The sequence below is a fragment of the Methylobacterium phyllostachyos genome, from assembly GCF_900103445.1.
Classification (GTDB): Bacteria; Pseudomonadota; Alphaproteobacteria; order Rhizobiales; family Beijerinckiaceae; genus Methylobacterium; species Methylobacterium phyllostachyos.
Genome location: NZ_FNHS01000011.1, coordinates 24,447 through 41,736, shown reverse-complemented (window position 1 = coordinate 41,736; position 17,290 = coordinate 24,447). Strand labels below are relative to the sequence as shown.

At 71.3% G+C, this 17,290-nt stretch carries 18 protein-coding genes; 8 read left to right on the top strand and 10 right to left on the bottom strand.

Annotated features, from left to right (window positions below; translation table 11 throughout):
- Nucleotides 1–130: 130 nt before the first annotated feature.
- Together BLQ49_RS18090 and yidD are read left to right on the top strand one after the other, a co-directional pair.
- A complete protein-coding gene (locus BLQ49_RS18090; protein WP_091718151.1) occupies nucleotides 131–574 on the top strand; it encodes an iron-sulfur cluster assembly scaffold protein in 444 nt (147 codons plus the stop codon).
- A 4-nt stretch (nucleotides 575–578) separates the two neighbouring features.
- The gene (yidD, locus tag BLQ49_RS18085; RefSeq protein WP_091718149.1) at nucleotides 579–917 is read left to right on the top strand and encodes a membrane protein insertion efficiency factor YidD; all 339 of its coding nucleotides are present in this window, start codon (nucleotides 579–581) and stop codon (nucleotides 915–917) included.
- Nucleotides 918–1,142: 225 nt separating this feature from the next.
- On the opposite strand, the gene pdxA is transcribed toward yidD, so the two are convergent.
- Entirely contained in the window at nucleotides 1,143–2,171 is a 1,029-nt protein-coding gene (gene pdxA / locus BLQ49_RS18080) for a 4-hydroxythreonine-4-phosphate dehydrogenase PdxA (RefSeq protein WP_091718147.1), read from the bottom strand.
- Nucleotides 2,168–3,271: a four-carbon acid sugar kinase family protein gene (locus BLQ49_RS18075; protein WP_091718467.1), complete on the bottom strand. Its 1,104-nt coding sequence runs from the start codon at nucleotides 3,269–3,271 to the stop codon at nucleotides 2,168–2,170. The genes pdxA and BLQ49_RS18075 overlap by 4 nt, the downstream gene beginning before the upstream one ends.
- A 204-nt stretch (nucleotides 3,272–3,475) precedes the next feature.
- Here BLQ49_RS18075 and BLQ49_RS18070 point away from each other — a divergent pair, with 204 nt between their 5' ends.
- The 6 genes from BLQ49_RS18070 to uraD all read left to right on the top strand — a co-directional run bounded on the left by BLQ49_RS18070 (nucleotide 3,476) and on the right by uraD (nucleotide 6,606).
- Nucleotides 3,476–4,528 carry a 2-keto-3-deoxygluconate permease gene (locus tag BLQ49_RS18070; RefSeq protein ID WP_091718146.1) on the top strand — a complete coding sequence of 351 codons (1,053 nt, stop codon included), beginning with the start codon at nucleotides 3,476–3,478 and terminating at the stop codon, nucleotides 4,526–4,528.
- A 67-nt stretch (nucleotides 4,529–4,595) separates the two neighbouring features.
- Nucleotides 4,596–4,766, top strand: coding sequence for a DUF3606 domain-containing protein (locus BLQ49_RS18065; protein WP_091718144.1), 171 nt, complete (start codon nucleotides 4,596–4,598; stop codon nucleotides 4,764–4,766).
- Nucleotides 4,767–4,858: 92 nt separating this feature from the next.
- Nucleotides 4,859–5,086: a DUF2934 domain-containing protein gene (locus BLQ49_RS18060; RefSeq protein WP_091718142.1), complete on the top strand. Its 228-nt coding sequence runs from the start codon at nucleotides 4,859–4,861 to the stop codon at nucleotides 5,084–5,086.
- An 89-nt stretch (nucleotides 5,087–5,175) separates the two neighbouring features.
- Nucleotides 5,176–5,694: a hydroxyisourate hydrolase gene (uraH, locus tag BLQ49_RS18055; protein ID WP_091718140.1), complete on the top strand. Its 519-nt coding sequence runs from the start codon at nucleotides 5,176–5,178 to the stop codon at nucleotides 5,692–5,694.
- Nucleotides 5,695–5,708: 14 nt separating this feature from the next.
- Entirely contained in the window at nucleotides 5,709–6,092 is a 384-nt protein-coding gene (gene uraH / locus BLQ49_RS18050; protein WP_091718138.1) for a hydroxyisourate hydrolase, read from the top strand.
- A gap of 4 nt (nucleotides 6,093–6,096) precedes the next feature.
- Entirely contained in the window at nucleotides 6,097–6,606 is a 510-nt protein-coding gene (gene uraD, locus BLQ49_RS18045; RefSeq protein ID WP_091718136.1) for a 2-oxo-4-hydroxy-4-carboxy-5-ureidoimidazoline decarboxylase, read from the top strand.
- 16 nt (nucleotides 6,607–6,622) lie between these two features.
- Here the strand turns inward: uraD and BLQ49_RS18040 are convergent, their stop codons facing one another.
- The 8 genes from BLQ49_RS18040 to BLQ49_RS18005 form a co-directional block, all read right to left on the bottom strand.
- Entirely contained in the window at nucleotides 6,623–7,867 is a 1,245-nt protein-coding gene (locus BLQ49_RS18040; RefSeq protein ID WP_091718134.1) for a methyl-accepting chemotaxis protein, read from the bottom strand.
- A gap of 176 nt (nucleotides 7,868–8,043) precedes the next feature.
- A complete protein-coding gene (locus tag BLQ49_RS18035) occupies nucleotides 8,044–11,169 on the bottom strand; it encodes an Rne/Rng family ribonuclease (protein WP_091718131.1) in 3,126 nt (1,041 codons plus the stop codon).
- A gap of 594 nt (nucleotides 11,170–11,763) precedes the next feature.
- Entirely contained in the window at nucleotides 11,764–12,045 is a 282-nt protein-coding gene (locus BLQ49_RS18030) for an addiction module antidote protein (protein WP_091718129.1), read from the bottom strand.
- A 3-nt stretch (nucleotides 12,046–12,048) separates the two neighbouring features.
- Entirely contained in the window at nucleotides 12,049–12,339 is a 291-nt protein-coding gene (locus tag BLQ49_RS18025) for a type II toxin-antitoxin system RelE/ParE family toxin (RefSeq protein ID WP_091718127.1), read from the bottom strand.
- Nucleotides 12,340–12,408: 69 nt separating this feature from the next.
- Complete coding sequence (gene glcF / locus BLQ49_RS18020; protein WP_091718125.1) at nucleotides 12,409–13,737, bottom strand: glycolate oxidase subunit GlcF; 1,329 nt, start codon at nucleotides 13,735–13,737, stop codon at nucleotides 12,409–12,411.
- 130 nt (nucleotides 13,738–13,867) lie between these two features.
- Nucleotides 13,868–15,055, bottom strand: coding sequence for a glycolate oxidase subunit GlcE (gene glcE, locus BLQ49_RS18015; protein ID WP_091718465.1), 1,188 nt, complete (start codon nucleotides 15,053–15,055; stop codon nucleotides 13,868–13,870).
- 126 nt (nucleotides 15,056–15,181) lie between these two features.
- A complete protein-coding gene (locus BLQ49_RS18010) occupies nucleotides 15,182–16,624 on the bottom strand; it encodes a lipopolysaccharide biosynthesis protein (RefSeq protein ID WP_091718123.1) in 1,443 nt (480 codons plus the stop codon).
- 107 nt (nucleotides 16,625–16,731) lie between these two features.
- Nucleotides 16,732–17,238: a GNAT family N-acetyltransferase gene (locus BLQ49_RS18005; RefSeq protein ID WP_091718463.1), complete on the bottom strand. Its 507-nt coding sequence runs from the start codon at nucleotides 17,236–17,238 to the stop codon at nucleotides 16,732–16,734.
- Between the last annotated feature and the right edge of the window lie 52 nt (nucleotides 17,239–17,290).

The following is a 17,290-nucleotide window of genomic DNA, read 5'->3' as shown; positions in this document are numbered from 1 at the left end:
CCCTGGTCGATGGCCTGCCTCCTCGCGAAGCAGCCGTAGGGCGCCTATATCATCGTTCGCGGGGCAACGCGCAATGCGCGAACCGCGCGGCAGTGTCCCGACGGGACCTGTACACACGGCCGAGGACCCGATGCTCGACGATATCTACAACCGCCGCATCCTCGAACTGGCCGCCGATATCCCCCGGCTCGGCCGGCTGGAGCACCCGGATGCCAGCGCCACCGCGCATTCCCGCCTGTGCGGCTCGACCGTGACGGTGGATCTCGTGCTGGGCGAGGACGGCCGGGTGGCGGACTTCGCTCAGGAGGTCCGGGCCTGCGCGCTCGGTCAGGCCTCCTCGTCGCTCATGGGCCGCCACGTGGTCGGCGCCAGCGCGGAGGAGTTGCGCGGCGTCCGCGAGACCATGCGGGCGATGCTCAAGGAGAACGGCCCGGCCCCCGACGGCGCCTGGGCGGATCTCGCGGTTCTGGAGCCGGTGCGGGAGTTCAAGGCGCGGCACGCGTCGACGCTCCTGACCTTCGACGCGGTGGTGGACGCCCTCGACCAGATCGCCGCCAAGCGGCAGGCCGCCTGAGGGCATGATCCGGCGGGCGGCGCATTGGGGGATCCGCGCCTATCAGCTGACCCTGTCGGGGCTGATCGGCCGCCAGTGCCGCCACTGGCCGAGTTGTTCGGAATATACCGACACCGCCATCACCCGGTACGGACTGTGGCCGGGGGGCTGGATGGGGTTCGCCCGGATCTGCAGGTGCGGGCCTTTCGGCACCCACGGGATCGACCTCGTGCCTGAGCGGCTGCCGGCGGGGGCGGTCTGGTATCGCCCCTGGGCCTATGCCCGCTGGCGCGGCGTCGAGGCGCCGCCTTCGCCGTTCGCCTGCGAGGCCGTGGGGGAGGGGGCTGCTGGCGACGGGGGGTGAGCGGCCGTGTTCTTGTTTTGTTTCACGTGAAACATGGCTGACAACACGGGCTCTTTTCTCGATCGTCGTCCGAACCCGCTTGCGCTCTCTCCTCCCCCTTGTGGGGAGGAGTTGGAGGTGGGGGTGGTGCAGAAGGCACCGCTGCGCCTCATCCTGAACCACCCCCACCCCTGACCCCTCCCCACAAGGGGGAGGGGAAAACGCGCTTGGTCCTAAATCGCTAGCTCACGCAGCCTGCCGGTTCGCCGCCAGCCGCTCGGCGAACTCGATCGCCTCGATCAGGCTGCGCTCGTTGGCGATGCCCGTCCCGGCGATGTCGAAGGCGGTGCCGTGATCGACCGAGGTGCGGATGATCGGCAGGCCGAGCGTGATGTTCACCCCCGACAGGTCCATCCACTTTCCCGTCGCGGGGTCGATCTCGAACCCCAGCAGCTTCACCGGGATGTGCCCCTGGTCATGGTACATTGCCACCACGGCGTCGTACTGGCCGGCGCGCAGCTTCACGAACACCGTGTCGCCCGGCACCGGGCCGTGCACGTCGAGCCCGTCGGCATTGGCCTGCGCGATCACCGGCGTGCTGACGTCGATGTCCTGGCGCCCGAACAGCCCGCCCTCGCCGGCGTGCGGGTTGAGCGCCGCCACCGCGATCTTCGGCCGGGCGAGACCCAGGCCCTTCAGTGCCTTGTCGGTGAGGTCGAGGACGAGGCGCAGGCGCTCCGGGGTCAGGCGCTTCGGCACATCCTCCAGGGCGACGTGGGTGGTGACGTGCGAGACCCGCATGTTGCCGTGGGCCAGCATCATCACCGAGCCACGCACGCCGGTCAGCTCCGCCAGCATCTCGGTATGGCCGGCATAGTGGTAGCCGGCCTTGTTGAGCGCTTCCTTGTTCAGCGGCGCCGTGACGATCCCGCCGATCTTGTCCGCCAGGGCGAGTCGCACCCCGGCCTCGATCGCCTTGTAGGCGAAGCGTCCGCCATCGGCCGAGAGCCGGCCCGGTTCGATCGGCGCGCCCTCCGCGTCGGCCTGGAGGCAGCACAAAGCCGGCCAGTCGCCATCCTCGGCGACCTCGGGAATGGGTTCGGGCAGGAGCCCGAGCGCGGCTTCCGCCCGATGCAGAGCCGGGGCGCTGCCGATGACCACGAGCTTCAGGTCGCCCGCGGCGATCCGGTCCTTCAGGCGGGCGGCGGCCTTGACGATGATCTCCGGGCCGATCCCGGCCGGATCGCCCATGGTGATGGCGAGATGCTGCGTCATGGGTCGCTCCTGTCGGGCGTGAGACCGTTTCGATGGAGTAGATCGCGCCAGACGCCCTCTGTTCCGAAGGCGCCGGATTTCGAGATCACCGCGAGCCCGTCCCAGCGCCCGCCCCGGAGGGTCGAGCGCGGCAGGCCCGGGGCGATCTGGCCGGTGACGTCGAGGCGTTCGACCCGAAGCGCGAGGCAGAGCGCCTTCAGGGTCTCGCCGCCGGCGACCAGCAGAGTGCCGGGCTTCGGGATCTGGTCAACCACATCCGCGAAGGTCGCGGCGATCCGTGCGGCGGCGGCCTCCCGAGCGGTGCCGGCGGGTAGGGCGAGGCTCGCCATCACGACGCCGTTCCGGGCGAGCCGTTCGCCGACCGGGACAGCATGGTCCGTCGCCTCCGGCGACAGGACGAGGCGGTGAGACCCGCAGGCGTCGAGCTGTGCGGCAGTTTCCGGCCGGTCCGAGCCGAACAGGCCGAGCACGGGGCCGGTGAGGCGATCGTCGCCGGGCGCCGCCATGCCTCGGGCCAGGGCCGCCGCGAGGCCGCCGCTGCCGCACCAGAGCACGTCTCCGGCTTGGCCGAGTTCGGCGATCCGGGCGAGATCGTCGTCGCTCGACGCGTCGTACACCGCCACGCCCGCAACCGGGCCATCCGCGAGGGCGGCCCGGCGCGCCGGCAGACCCGCCGCCCGGAGGATTTCGGCGATGTCGCCGGAGACCGGTTCCCAGTTGCCGTCACGCCGGCCGCACTGTCGGCCCGCCTCCGTGCGGCGCCCTTGATACGGGAAGGCCGGCGCCACGATGCAGCGCGTCCAGGCGCCCAGCCGCATCACCGCGGCGAGTTCCGCCGCCCAGGGACCGCGCAGCAGGCTGTCGACCTTCTTGAAGGCGATGTCGGCGTCCCGCAGCCGGGGCGCGAGATCCCCGACGATCCGGTCGGCTTGCGCGGACGAGACTTCCCGGGTGCCGGAATCGATCGCAAGGGACCCGGATCCATCCGCCGGCAGGATTTCCGGCCATGCGACCGGGATCGGCCCGCACAGGCCGGTGAAGCCGGCGGCGGTGTCGAGGGTGCCGGTCAGGTCGTCGGCGATGAGGCGCAGGCGGGTCATGGCCGGGACATCGGTGTTCATCGAAAGACCTGCGCCGCTCACTGCGCGCCAAGTCGGCCTCATCGGCAATGGGTAGGCTCAGTGTCAATAGAGGGCGATTCTACTGCCAAGTTGCACCCGCTTGTCGAAAGGTTGTAGCAGCGCCCCGGGGGGAACGGTTTCAGGTGACAGGCCCGGGACAGCGGCCGCACCGGAGGACGACCCATGCAGATTCCGATCAAGCGCTCGCTGGAGCGCGTCCCGGGCGGCCTGATGGTGGTGCCGCTGTTCCTCGGCGCGATCCTCCACACGCTGTTCCCGAACACCGCGACCTTCTTCGGCTCGTTCACCGGGGCGCTGTTCAACGGTGCCCTGCCGATCCTGGCGGTGTTCTTCGTCTGCATGGGGGCGGGCATCGATTTCCGCGCCACCCCGGCGATCGCCCGCAAGGGTGGCGTGCTGCTGGCCACCAAGGTCGGCGTCGCGGCGATCCTGGGCGTGGTGTTCGGCCATCTCCTGGGCGAGGCGCCGATCACGGCCGGCGCCTTCGCGGGGCTCTCGACGCTGGCGATCGTCGCCGCCATGAACGACACCAACGGCGGGCTCTACCTCGCCCTGATGGGCCAGTTCGGCCGCCCGAAGGATGCGGGCGCCTACGCGATCATGAGCCTCGAATCCGGCCCGTTCCTCACCATGGTCACGCTCGGACTCGCGGGCCTCTCGGCCTTTCCGTGGCCGACGCTGGTGGGCAGCATCCTGCCGCTCGTGATCGGCATGGTGCTTGGCAACCTCGACCGCGACATGCGCGCCTTCCTGTCCGGCGCCGCCCCGGTGATGATCCCGTTCTTCGCCTTCGCGCTGGGCTTCGGGCTCGACCTCGCCAAGATCTGGCAGGCGGGCCTGCTCGGGATCGGGCTCGGGGCCGCGGTGGTGGCGGTCACGGGGGCGGCCCTGTTCGTGGCCGACCGGCTCACCGGGGGCAACGGCGTCGCCGGCGTGGCAGCCGCCTCCACGGCGGGCAACGCCGCCGCCGTGCCGGCGATCATCGCGGCCGCCAACCCCGCCTACGCGGAGGCCGCCGGCCCCGCGACGGTGCTGGTGGCGGCGAGCGTCGTGGTGACCGCCCTGCTGGTGCCGCTGCTCACCGCCTTCGTGGCGGCCCGGATACCGCGGGAGGCGGAGCCGTCCGAGCCGCTGCTCGACCCGGCGGCACGGCCCGCGACACCGGGCCCTGATCGATCCACAGGCGCGCTTCGGCCCGGCAACCGAAGGCGGTGACGCCCGGTTGTCCTGGCAGACAGCCCGGCACCGCCGCGGCACAGCCAGAGACCGGAGCGGGCACGCCATGTCCACCCAAGCCAGAGGCAAGACGCATCTCGACATCTACGACCGCGCCACCCGCGAGGCCTGGGCCCAACGCTTCGGCGTGAGCGAGGACCGGCTGCGCAAGGCCGTCACGATGGTGGGGAGCCGGATCACCAGCGTGGCCGCCTATCTCGACAGGCCAGCGACCTGAGCGGGGCGGGCGCCGCCATGAAGTCCGACACCTATCCGTCTCCGGGGGCGACGACCCCGGAACCCCCGTCCTACGCCGCGGGAGCCTCGTCCATGTCCGACGACCAGCCCGCGTCCTCTCCCGCCCCTTCCGCCCCGGGGCCGGACGCCATCACGTTCGAGCGGATTCGCGAGCGCGCCTATGAATTGTGGGAGCGCAACCACCGGCCGGAGGGATTCGAGATCGAGTTCTGGCTCTTGGCCGAGCGGGAGTTGCGCAAGGAACGCGAGCGCCGGAAGGCCAATGATGGATCCACCGCGCCCGAACCGCCGTCGCAATAGCCATTTCCCGTTCCTGGCGTGTCCCTTGCACGCGGCGTGAACGATCGCCGTCCGCGATCCGACGACCGGTCGCATGATGGGAGCCCGCCGTGGAGATATCGCCCCTGACCCGCCGCAGCTTCACCGGACTCGGTCTCGGGGGTGCTGCGGCAGCCGCATCCGGCGGCGTCCTGGCGCAGGCAGGCCCGGCGCCGTCAACGGCTTCCGACAAGACCGCCCCGCTCGCGCATGCCCCGGTCTCACAGGCTGGCCTCGGCCCGCGCCTGACGCTGCACGCCATCGACAATTTCCACGGCACTCCGGCCGCCGGCATGGTCTGCGACCTTGCTTGGCGCGAGGGTGACAGCCTTGCGCCGATCAAGACCGTCACGACCGCGGCCAACGGCCGGCCGGCCGAGCCGTTACTGACGGACGCCGCACTCCGGCCCGGCCATTACGAGCTGCTGCTGCATCTCGGGGCCTATTTCGCCGCCCGCGGTGTGAGCCTGCCGAGCCCGAACTTCCTTGATCGCGTGCCGATTCGCTTCCGGATCCGCGATGCGGGCCAGCGCCACCACCTGCCGGTGCTGTTCACGCCCTGGGGCTATTCCTACTATCGCGGCAGTTAGAGCATCGTCACGCCATGGCCGGCATTTCGACCCACGTCCTCGATACCGATCGCGGCCGTCCCGCCGCGGGGGTCCGCATCGACTTCTCCGTTCTGGAGGGCGAGGCATCGGAAGGCGGGACATCGAAGGGCGGGACGTGGCGGCTCGTGAAGAGCGTGGTCACGAACGCGGATGGCCGCACCGACCAGCCGATCCTGGCACCGAGCGAGGCGAAGGTCGGCCAGTACCAGCTGGTCTTCCACGTGGAGGACTATTTCCGCGACCGTCCCGGCACCGCAGAGGCCGACATCTTCATCGACAACCCGGTGGTGCGCTTCGCGATCTTCGATCCGGCGCAGCACTACCACGTGCCGATGCTGTGCGCCCCCGGCAGCTTCACCACATACCGCGGCAGCTGAGGCGGTGCCTGACCTCACCACCGTGAACCGGATGGAGGCGAGCGCCTTCGTGGCCTTGCTCAGGGGCGTGTTCGAGCACGCCGCCTGGGTGGCCGAGGCCGTCGCGCCGCAGCGCCCCTTCGTCAGCATCGGCGACCTGCACGCGGCGATGATGCGAGCCCTGCGCTCCGCACCCGACGAGGTGCAGCTGACGTTCCTCAACGGCCATCCGGAACTCGCCGGCCCCGAGGCGCGGGCGCGGGCCCTCACGGCCGACTCGGCGAGCGAGCAGGGCAGCGCCGGGCTCGACCGCATGGCGGAGGCCGAGGCAGCGGCCTTCGCGCGGTTGAACACGGCCTACCGCGCCCGGTTCGGCTTCCCGTTCATCGTCGCGGTGCGGGGGCGCAGCCGGGGCGAGATCCTCTCGGTCTTCGAGGTCCGGCTCGGCCGGGATCCGGCGGCCGAGCGAGAGACCGCGCTGGAGGAGGTCGCGCAGATCACCCGCATGCGGCTGGATCGCCTGATCGACGCCTGAAAGCGTCCGCGGCCGCTCAGGCGACGGCCGACCGCGTGTCCTTGATGGCCGCCTCGAAGGCGACGAAGGCGGTGGTCGCTTCGTCCCAGGCCTGGGCGCGGACATGGCGGAGCATCGCCGCCGCCTGTTCGCGGGCCTGCGCCAGGGGCGTCTCAACGGCGGCCGGCCGCGCCGGGTTGGCGGCCACCGCCACGGGCGGGTTGTCGGCCGAGCGCATGCCGACCAGGGTCGCCGCGATGGCGCGCCGCCAAGCGGCGAGGTCGGCCGGAAGGCGCGCCGTATGCGCCTCCGCTGCCTGGCCGCCGTCCTGCCGGTCGAGCAGGTTGCGGCCGAGCGCCTCGATCTGTTCGAGTTCGGTCAGCGCGTCTCCGATCTCCCGGCGCGCCTTGTCGGTGCCCTCCGCGATCCGGCCAACGTTGTTGGCGATGTCGCCGGTGGCCTGGATCTGCTGGTTCAGGATCTCGGAGGCCTCGCGCATCTGCGACGCGACGGTCGCGACGGCGCCGCTCTCGGCCTCGACGCGGGCATTGGCCCGCACCATGGCGGCGGCCCCGGTCTCGACCGCGCCGCGGCTGCGCGTGACCGCGGCCTGCATGGCCGCCATCTCCTCGCGCAGGCCCGCCACGCGGGCGCGGATCTCGTCGGTCGCCTTAGCGGTCTGGGCCGACAAGGTCTTCACCTCGGCAGCCACCACGGCGAAGCCGCGGCCCGCCTCGCCGGCGCGCGCCGCCTCGATCGTGGCGTTGAGCGCCAGGAGGTTAGTCTGGGCCGAGATTGCCGCAATGGTGCCGGCCATCTCCTCGATCCGCAGGGCCGCGGTCGAGAAGCTGTCGAGCCGGTTGCCGATCTCCTCGGTTCCCTCCTCGATCCCGCGCATGCCATCGGCGGCACGTTGCAGGTCGCCGACGCAGGTGGCGATCCCGGCGCGGGCGGTCTCGGCGGTCTCTGCGGCCGAGGCGGAGCGGGCCGCGATCTCTCCCGTGGTGGCGGCGAGTTCCTCGCTCGCGGCCGCGATCAGCCGGGCCTGCTCGGCGGTGCCGGAGGCGTCATGGGTCATCCAGCCGATCGAGGTGCCGGCATCCGAGGCCGCGGCCGACATGCGCGCCAGCAGCGATTGCCATTCGCGATCGAAGGCCGGGACGGCGGCAGGCTGCGGTTCCGGCGCGGCCGCGACGATGACCGGTGCCTGCACCGGCGCAGCGGCCCTTTGCAGGGAGCTGGACGCGCCCGTCTCCGAGCGCTTGCGGTTCAGGCCGAACATGCGGGGTCCTCCGATTGGCGAATCGGGGCGGACCTTCGCACGGATCTTTCAACCAATGATGAAGGCTAATCTTGCCTGATTCTAATTGATCAAAGAAGTTGCAATTCGAGGGGGGAGCGACCTCCCCCCCCTGCGCGGTTCGACGCCACCGGCCGCAACGGGCCGGTGGCGCGCGCTCACTCGCCGGTCAGCGCGGCCTTGGTGCGGGACCACCAGCCGGCGCGCTTGGGCCGGTCCGGATCGGACGGGGGCGTCAGCACGACCGCCACGGGCTCGGGCGCCGGCTCAGCCGGCGACGCGGGGGACAGCTCGGTGGCACCGTTGGTCGGGTGGGTCTCGGTGGCCTCCGGCTCATGCGCCGTGGCGACCGGCAGGTCCACCGCCGTCTCGCCGCGGCTGGCCTCGGGGGCGGCCTCGATGATCTCGGCCACGGCCTGACCGCTCACCGGCTCCTCCGCCGGCAATGCGAGCGCTTCGTTGTCGGAAGCCACGGCCTCCTCCGCCTCGGCGCCCTCACGGGTGCGGCCCTCGCCGCGCCCACGTCCACCCCGGCGGCCGCGGCGACGGCGGCGTCCGCCCTCGTCCTCTGCCTGGACGGCTTCGTCCGGGGCCGCCACGGCGGCATCGGATACGCCGCCCTCGACCGCGACGGCTGCCTCAACCGGTTCGCCGGTCGCTGCCTCGGCGGTCGCCTCGTTGGCGTTCGCCGGCTCGTCGCCGTCCCACTCCTCGTCCCCGCCGTTCTCGTCGGAACCCGAGGCGCCCTGACGCTCCTCCTCGGAACGCCCTTCCGAGCGGCCGCCCCGACGCCGGCGGCGACGGCGGCGACGGCGGCCATCGCCCTCGTCGCGCGTGCCGTCCTCCCGGGCCTCGGCGCGGGTCTCCCCGGCCTCACCCTCGGCTTCGCCCTCGGCTTCGCCCTCGGCATCCGCCTCGATCTCGGTCTCGGCCTCGGCCTCTTCGATCTCCTCGTCGTCGTCGTCGAACTCGGTGGTCGGCGAGATCGCCTGGGCGCGCACGCCCGTCACCGGGCCCTCGGCCCGCTGGGCCGGCTCGCCGCGATCGAGCTGGAAGGCGGCGGTTGCCGCCAGCCGCTCGTCGGCCGCGATCGTGATGGTCACGCCGAACCGGACCTCCAGCTCACGCAGATGCCCGCGCTTCTGGTTGAGGATGTAGAGGGCGACCTCGGTGCGGGTGCGCAGCACGAGGTTGTGCGAGGCCGACTTGAGCAGCGCCTCCTCGATCGACCGCAGGATGTGGAGCGCCACCGACGCCGTGGCGCGCACGTAGCCCGAGCCGCCGCAATGCGCGCAGGGGATCGAGGAGGATTCGAGCACGCCGGTGCGGATGCGCTGGCGGCTCATCTCCAGGAGGCCGAAGGGCGAGATCCGGCCGACCTGGATGCGGGCGCGGTCGTTCTTCAGGCACTCGTTGAGCTTCTTCTCGACGGCGCGGTTGTTGCGCTTCTCCTCCATGTCGATGAAGTCGATGACGATCAGGCCCGCGAGGTCGCGCAGGCGCAGCTGGCGGGCGACCTCCTCGGCGGCCTCCAGGTTCGTCTTGAGGGCGGTGTCCTCGATGTCGTGCTCGCGAGTGGCGCGGCCCGAGTTCACGTCGATCGAGACCAGGGCCTCGGTCGGGTTGATCACGAGGTAGCCGCCGGACTTCAGCGAGACGTGGGTGGAGAACATCGCGTCGAGCTGCTGCTCGACCCCGTAGCGGGCGAAGATCGGCGTCGGGTCGCGGTAGGGCTTCACGACCTTCGACTGGCCGGGCATCAGCATCCGCATGAAGTCCTTGGCCTCGCGGTAGGCGTCCTCGCCGGCGACCAGAACCTCGTCCAGATCCTTGTTGTAGAGGTCACGGATGGCGCGCTTGATCAGCGAGCCCTCCTCGTAGACCAGGGCTGGGGCCATCGAGGTCAGCGTCAGCTCGCGGACCGATTCCCACAGGCGCATCAGGTACTCGAAGTCCCGGGCGATCTCGGGCTTGGAGCGCGAGGCGCCGGCGGTGCGCAGGATGACGCCCATCCCCTCGGGCACCTCCAGATCCTGCACGACCTCCTTGAGGCGCTTGCGGTCGGCCGCCGAGGTGATTTTTCGCGATATGCCACCACCGCGGCCGGTATTGGGCATCAGCACCGAGTAGCGGCCGGCCAGCGACAGGTAGGTGGTGAGCGCCGCGCCCTTCGTGCCGCGCTCCTCCTTGACCACCTGCACCAGGATGATCTGGCGGCGCTTGATCACCTCCTGGATCTTGTACTGACGGCGATAGTGGCGGGGCCGCTCGGGGATCTCGGCCAGCGCGTCGCCGTTGCCGCCGACCTGGGCGATCTTGGGCTCGGCGTCGGGGTCGTCGGACTCCTCGTCCGAATCGTCATCCTCGTCGGACTCGTCCTCGTCGTCCTCCGACTCGTCCTCATCCTCCTCGTCGTCGTCGGACTCATCCTCTTCGGACTCGTCCTCATCCGACAGCTCGTCGAGCTCGCCGGTCGCCGCAGCACCGCGGGCCGCCGCGACATCCTCCGCGACAGTTTCGGCCGGCTCCTCGGCCACGGTCAGGGCTTCCGCCACGGCGATCCGGGCCTCGGGCTCGGCCGGATCGTCCTGGTCGGTCGCGGCCTCTTCGGCCTGCGCCGCGACCGGGGCGGACTCGACGGCTTCGGCGGCCGGCGCGGCATGATGCTCGCCGGCAGCGTGCGCCGGCTCGCCCTGCGGCTCGGCGATATCCCCGGCCGCACTCTCGGAGGCGAGCGCCTCCTGCACCGCCTCGGGGTTCTCGGCGAGCGTATCGGGCATGCCGGCGGGCGCGATCCCGGCCTCCGGGGAGGTCTCGACGTGATCGGCGACCTGAGCCGCCTCACCCTCGAACTGCCCCTCGACCTGGGCAGCCTCGTGCGCGTCCTCGGCGCTCACCGTCTCGTCGGCGCTGCGGGCGCGGGCCTCGGCGCGGCGGCCGCGGGAGCGGCGGGGCGAACGGCGGCGGCGCTCCTCGCGCTCGCGATGCTCCTCGGCGTCGCGGGCCTCCTCCTCAAGAAGGGCCTGCCGGTCGGCGAGCGGGATCTGGTAGTAGTCGGGGTGGATCTCGTTGAAGGCCAGGAAGCCGTGGCGGTTGCCGCCATACTCCACGAAGGCTGCCTGAAGCGACGGCTCCACGCGGGTGACCTTGGCGAGGTAGATGTTGCCGCGCAGCTGGCGCCGGTTGGCGGCTTCGAAGTCGAACTCCTCGACCCTAGACCCTTGGACCGTGACGACCCGGGTCTCCTCCGGGTGCATCGCGTCGATCAGCATTTTGTTGGCCATGTCGGACTCTCGGCATGGCGGCCGACGTCGTTCTCCGTGCCCGTGGTCCCGGCGGCGCCTCGCCCGACGTCAATGCTGTCGGGCAGGGTGCCGGCCTCGTCGCCGAGGCGGATGGGTTCGAGGGGAAATTGCCGTCAACCGCCGGTCGGCGCAAAGGGCGCCTGGGGTTGAACCTGGCCGGGTCGAGGGACGGACCGGCGCGACGCAGCTCTTGCGCCACCGGGGCACGCGCAGCTTTATGCTGGGCCGTGCGTCCGTCCATCGTGGTCCCGACCTCGCGAAATGCTCTCGGCCGGATCGGACCGGCCGTGAATTCCTGGGGTGCGGCGGAGAACCCGCCGCGACGTGCGACACCTGTCCGATCGGGGACGACACCCGTCGCCGCCAGACGGGCCGACAGGGCCCGCCGCGACACCGCCGCCGTTTTCTCGAGGAATTCGGCAACGTCCGCGGGCCGTTGCGGCGGCCGGCGGGACCGGAAAGGGTCGACATCATTACAGACCGCTGCGCGGATTTGGCAAGGGTCAACCGTGAATAGATGTCACGGGGGTGTCACGGGGTGCGGCTGTGGTGGCCGGCAAGCGTTCCGAATGGTCACGCCGCTACAGCGAGCCGCACGCCGAAGGCCTTCAGCACGCGCAGCAGCGTGTCGAGCGTTGGATTGCCGTTGTCGCTGAACGCCTTGTAGAGCGCCTCGCGGCTGATCCCCGTCTCGCGCGCGAGCGCCGACATGCCCTTCGACCGGGCGATGGTGTTGAGGGCCTGGAGTATCTCCTCCTGCGTCCCGTCCTCCAGGTAGGTGTCGAGATAGGCTGCGATATCTGCAGGTGTGTTCAGCACCTCAGCAGCATCCCAAGGCTGTGTTTCAAGAGGCATCCCTCAGACCTCCCGTGCCATGACCTTCGCCCGCGCGATGTCCCGGGCCTGCGAGCCCTTGTCGCCGCCGCACAGCAAGATCACGACGACATCACCGCGTAGCGTATAATAAACCCGGTATCCCGGGCCGAAGTCGAAGCGCAATTCGCTCACCCCATCGCCGACCGACTTGGTATTGCCGAAGTTGCCCGCGGCCATCCGGTTGATCCGCTTGGTGATCCGCGTACGGGCCTGGACGTCCCGCAAGGCCATCAGCCAAGCGATGAATTCGGCGGTGCGACGCACGGCGAACATGTGAACTATAGATCACATAATTCCAAAAAATGTCAACTCTGGTTCACAGATCAGGGGGGCGCACCGTCCTCACTCGGCCGCCTCAAGCCGCGGCGTCACCCCGGCCAGTGCGGCCGGCTTCGGGCCGCCGGTCGCCCAGTCCAGAAGCTCCACCGTGTGGACGATCGGGATGCCGGTGCCCTTCCCGATCTGCGTGGCGCAGCCGATATTGCCGGTGGCGATCACGTCCGGGCGCACGCGCTCGATGTTGGCGACCTTCCGGGCCCGCAGCTTCGCGGCGAGTTCCGGCTGCAGGATGTTGTAGGTCCCCGCCGAGCCGCAGCAGATATGGCCCTCGGGCACGTCCTTCACGGTAAAGCCAGCGCGCTTCAGCAGCGTCTTGGGTTCCAGGCGGATGCCCTGGCCGTGCTGCATCGAGCAGGCCGAATGGTAGGCCACCACGAGATCGGTCTCGGCGACGGGGGCGAGATCGAGCCGCGCGAGATACTCGGTGACGTCCTTGGCAAGCGCCGACACCCGCTTGGCCTTCTCGGCATAGGCCGGGTCGTCGCGGAACATGAAGCCGTAATCCTTGATCGTCGTGCCGCAGCCCGAAGCCGTCACCAGGATCGCGTCGAGCCCCTTGGCGATCTCGGCGTCCCAGGCGTCGATCGCCTGCTTGGCGAGCGCGTGGGCCGAATTCGCCTTGCCCATGTGGTGGGTCAGCGCTCCGCAGCAGCCCTCCTGGGCGTGGACGACCTCCACCCCGTGCCGGTTGAGCAGGCGGATCGCCGCCGCGTTGAAGTCCGGACGGAGCACGCTCTGGGCGCAGCCGCGCAGCAGGGCGACGCGCTTGGAGGCTGTCCCGGCCGCTGCCGGGAAGCGGCCGGGCCGGTTGGTCGGCTCGCGAGGCGGCATGCCGGCTGGGGCGAGGTCGAGCATGGCGGCGAGCCGGTTGCCCACCCGCGGCAGCCGGGCCACCAGACCGCGGAACGGGGCGCCGATCTTGGCGGCTGCGAGCGCGACGCGGAAGCGGTTCGGATAGGGCAATACCTGCGCCAGCAGCGCCCGCAGGAAGCGGTCGCCGGCGGGGCGCGCGTAGGTCTCCTCGATATGCGTCCGGGCATGATCGACGAGGTGCATGTAGTGCACGCCCGAGGGGCAGGTCGTCATGCAGGACAGGCAGGAGAGGCAGCGGTCGACGTGCTTGACCACCTCCGGCGAGGCCGGCTTGCCGCCCTCCAGCATGTCCTTGATCAGGTAGATGCGGCCGCGCGGGGAGTCGAGTTCGTCGCCAAGGAGCAGGTAGGTCGGACAGGTCGCCGTGCAGAAGCCGCAATGCACGCAGGTCCGCAGGATCTTTTCGGACGCCGCCATAGCGGGATCGGCGAGCTGGGCGGGGGCGAAGTTGGTTTGCACGGTTTCTTCCTGCCTGCTCTCCTCTCCCTTGTGGAGAGGAGTGGAAGGCGGGGGGCAGGGGGCGCCGCAGCGCTCGATCCTGAACCACCCCCACCCCTGACCCCTCCCCGCAGGGGGGAGGGGATGAACGTCACACCTGCGCGTACATCCGGCCCGGGTTGAGCACACCGTTCGGATCGTGCGCGGCCTTGATGCCCGCGGTGAGCCGCATCAGCGGCTCGGCCAGGGGCTCGAACACCGGCACGGCGGCCCGCACGGCGTCGGGCGCGCGCACGAGCGTGGCGTGGCCGCCCTGCGCCCGCACGGCCTTGCGCACCGCCTCCGCTCCGGCATCGCCCTGCGCGCCGGTGGCAAGCCAGATCAGGCCGCCGCCCCAGTCGAAGAACCAGCGCGCGTCCCGCTCCGCCGCCACCGCGGCCGCGAGCGCCGGCCCGTGGGTCGGCGCCGTGGAAATCCGCCAGAGGGCCGCGTCCCGGGGCTCGGCGAGCGGGGCGGCGTCGCGCACGCTCCGCCAGAGGGCGGTGCCGGCCGCGCCGTCGACGATCTCCGGCTGGCCGTAGCGCTTCAGCAGGCGCCGCAACTCGCCGGTGCGGTAATCGATCGACTCCGAAAAGCCTTCGAGCCGCATCAGCGTGCGCGCCTCCGGGGCGTCGATCCCGGCCGGCAGGTGCGCCGCCCCGGTCAGCTCGAAGGGCGAGCCCAGGGCCTCCGACAGGGCGGTGATCGCCCGGGCATCGTCGAGGCCCGAGAAGACCAGGGTGGCGACGCGCTCGCTCGCCGGCAGGACCTTGAAGGTCACCTCGGTGAGGAGCCCGAGGGTGCCGTGCGCCCCGGCCATCAGCTTTACGAGGTCGAGGCCGGTGACGTTCTTCATCACCCGCCCGCCCGACTTGATCGCCTCGCCGCGTCCGTTGACGAAGCGCACGCCGATCAGGCTGTCCCGGGCCGCGCCGGCATTGATCCGCCGGGGGCCGGCATTGTTGATCGCCGCCACCGCCCCGAGGGTCGGTTCGCCGGCGGTGCCGTAGAGGCCGCGCAGGTCCATCGGCTCGAAGGGCAGCATCTGGCCCTTCCCGGCGAGCAGCGCCTCGACCTCGGCCAGCGGCGTCCCGGCCCGGGCCGCCACCACCATCTCGGCGGGCTCGTAGAGCGTGACGCCGGTGAGCTTCCTGGCCGAGAGCGTCGCGGTATCCTGCGCCGGCCGCCCGAGGCCCGTGGCGGTGCCGCCGCCCTCGAGCCGCAGGCGCTCGCCGCGCCCGGCCGCCGCCCGCACGATCTCGGCGGCCTCCGCCTCGGTGCCGGGCTCGTAGACGCCCATCGTTTCCGCCCCGGTCTTGTTTGGATCCATTCCACGACGGGTGTCGCCAAAACCGGTGCCGGATTCAAGCGCAGGTGGAGTCGCGGGGTTTCAGCGCGTTGGTTTCCTTGCGGACTGGGGTCGGCCTCACTCCGCCGCCACGGCCCGCGCCGGGCGCAGCCGCGCGCTGACCTGACGGCGCAGCCCGGCAATATCGAAAACCCAGACCAAAGCCCCATAGAGGACCATCCCGGCCGGGACCAGCACCGCCAGCGCGGTTCCCGGCGGCAAGTGGCGGAAGGGCGCGAGCGCCACGCCCATCGCCGCGCAGGCCAGCGCCGCTGCCCCGATCGAGCCCCAGGGCAGGCGGATGCGCTCCGGGCCCGTGAGGGCGCGCCAGCCGAGCCACAGCCCGGCGGCGGCGAGCCCGGCGCTCTGCGCCAGCGCGACCCCGATCCCACCGAGGCGATCCGGCAGCACCAGCAGGCCCGCCCCGTTGACCGCAAGCCCGACCAGCGCGGCGGCGATCACCGGAAAGGTCCGGCGTCGGATCTGGAAGACCGGGTTGAGCGCGTAGAACATCATCGTCAGGCAGAACAGGCCCGGCATCAGCACGACGCTGTAGCTCTCGAACGGGCCACGATAGGCATCGGGTACCACCAGCGCCTGGAGGGCCGGCAGCACGGCCCAGAAGCCGACCGCGCAGGGCGCCAGCAGCGCGAACACCATGCCGGCATTCTCGGCAACCTGGGCCTCGGCGGCGGCGCGGCCCTGCCGCTCCTCGGCCTGGACGGCGAGCTGGAACAGCAGCAGATCGAGGGCGGTGCCGAGCGTCATCAGGGCGCGCGACGTGACGTCGGCCGCGAGGGCGAAGTAGCCGGCCTCCGCGAAGCCGGCGTGGCCCGCGACCGCCCCCCGGTTGACGAAGGCGAGGCATTGATAGGCCGTGTTGGCAGCGATCAGCGGCAATCCGTACGTGGCGAAGACCCGCCAGGTCGCCGACAGGCGGGGTCGCTCGAACGGCGTGCGCGGGTCGCGCAGGGGATGGCGCAGCAGGATAACCGCCAGGAACTGGCTCAAGCCCGCTGCCGCCAGCACCCAGGCCGGCTGCGGCAGCCACCACGCGGCGGCGGCCATCAGGGCGAAGGCCAGCACGTTCTTCACCGCCACGAGGCCGAGATAGAGCTTCCCGTCGAACCGGGCCCGGGCCAGGGCCGCGTGATAGTCGAATACGCCGATCCCCAGGGCCGCCAGTCCGGTGCCGCACAGGATTGCCTCGCGCCCGTCCGCGCCGTGGGCGAAGCCGAAGGCCCCGCACAGGGCGGCGGCGGCGAGCAGCAGCAGACCGATGCGCAGATAGGCCCGATCGAGCCCGTGGCGGATCCAGGGTTCGTCCACCCGAACCCGACCCGAATAGAAGCGCGTCGCCGAGAGGCGGAGCCACTCGAACAGCACCGTGTTGAGCACGATCGCCCCGGTGGTCGCCAGGGCGAAGCGGCCGAAATCGGCCGGGCCGAGCAGCTTGGCGATCAGCAGGCCCAGGACGAAGTTGAGCCCCGCATTGATGACGAAGGCGGCGATCACGGCCATGGACGAAGTCTCACGAGCGGCGGGGTCCCCCGGGATAATCCCGAAGACCTAACGCGAGACTTGTAAAACACCTCTAACCCGGCAGGATCGGGGCAGGCAGACTACGGCTACAGCAGGCGCTCGTAACGCCACGCCTCCATCCCGTCCTCATAATAATCCGGGCGCACCGCGAAGCGGGTGTAGCCCCGGCGCTCATAGAGTCGAATGCCGGCGCCGTTATCGGCCCGCACCTCGAGCCGCAGGCGGTCGCAGCCGTTGGCGCGGGCGCGCGCCTCGGCGGCGTCGAGGAGCTTGCCGCCGAGCCCGAGGCCGCCGCGGTTCGGTGCCACCGCGATCGAGGACAGCCGGGCGATCCGGCTGCTGCGCCGCCGCTCCAGCACCGCCGCGCCGACCAGCACCGGGGTCGGATCCCCATCCGGCAATTCGATCAGCGCAGCCAGCACATCCATGGTGGGTGACTGGATCGCGTGGCGGATCGCCCGGCGCTCGGCCCGGTCGGTGGCGAAGGCGGCGTGCTCCAGGGCAACGAGGGCGTCGAGATCGGCGAGGGTGGCGGTGCGGATCGCCGGCTCGGGGAGCCCGGCGCCCACGGGATTGCGCAGAGGGGCGCTCACGCCCGCGCCGTCGCGATGGAACTGTCCGGCCCGCCCATCGATCAACCACCCG

Bases quoted from the DNA above. Each gene is read 5' to 3' on its own strand.
- BLQ49_RS18090 (WP_091718151.1), top strand. From the start codon at position 131: ATGCTCGACGATATCTACAACCGCCGCATCCTCGAACTGGCCGCCGAT.
- yidD (WP_091718149.1), top strand. From the start codon at position 579: ATGATCCGGCGGGCGGCGCATTGGGGGATCCGCGCCTATCAGCTGACC.
- pdxA (WP_091718147.1), bottom strand. From the start codon at position 2,171: ATGACGCAGCATCTCGCCATCACCATGGGCGATCCGGCCGGGATCGGC.
- BLQ49_RS18075 (WP_091718467.1), bottom strand. From the start codon at position 3,271: ATGACCCGCCTGCGCCTCATCGCCGACGACCTGACCGGCACCCTCGAC.
- BLQ49_RS18070 (WP_091718146.1), top strand. From the start codon at position 3,476: ATGCAGATTCCGATCAAGCGCTCGCTGGAGCGCGTCCCGGGCGGCCTG.
- BLQ49_RS18065 (WP_091718144.1), top strand. From the start codon at position 4,596: ATGTCCACCCAAGCCAGAGGCAAGACGCATCTCGACATCTACGACCGC.
- BLQ49_RS18060 (WP_091718142.1), top strand. From the start codon at position 4,859: ATGTCCGACGACCAGCCCGCGTCCTCTCCCGCCCCTTCCGCCCCGGGG.
- uraH (WP_091718138.1), top strand. From the start codon at position 5,709: ATGGCCGGCATTTCGACCCACGTCCTCGATACCGATCGCGGCCGTCCC.
- BLQ49_RS18040 (WP_091718134.1), bottom strand. From the start codon at position 7,867: ATGTTCGGCCTGAACCGCAAGCGCTCGGAGACGGGCGCGTCCAGCTCC.
- BLQ49_RS18035 (WP_091718131.1), bottom strand. From the start codon at position 11,169: ATGGCCAACAAAATGCTGATCGACGCGATGCACCCGGAGGAGACCCGG.
- BLQ49_RS18030 (WP_091718129.1), bottom strand. From the start codon at position 12,045: ATGCCTCTTGAAACACAGCCTTGGGATGCTGCTGAGGTGCTGAACACA.
- BLQ49_RS18025 (WP_091718127.1), bottom strand. From the start codon at position 12,339: ATGTTCGCCGTGCGTCGCACCGCCGAATTCATCGCTTGGCTGATGGCC.
- glcE (WP_091718465.1), bottom strand. From the start codon at position 15,055: ATGGGCGTCTACGAGCCCGGCACCGAGGCGGAGGCCGCCGAGATCGTG.
- BLQ49_RS18010 (WP_091718123.1), bottom strand. From the start codon at position 16,624: ATGGCCGTGATCGCCGCCTTCGTCATCAATGCGGGGCTCAACTTCGTC.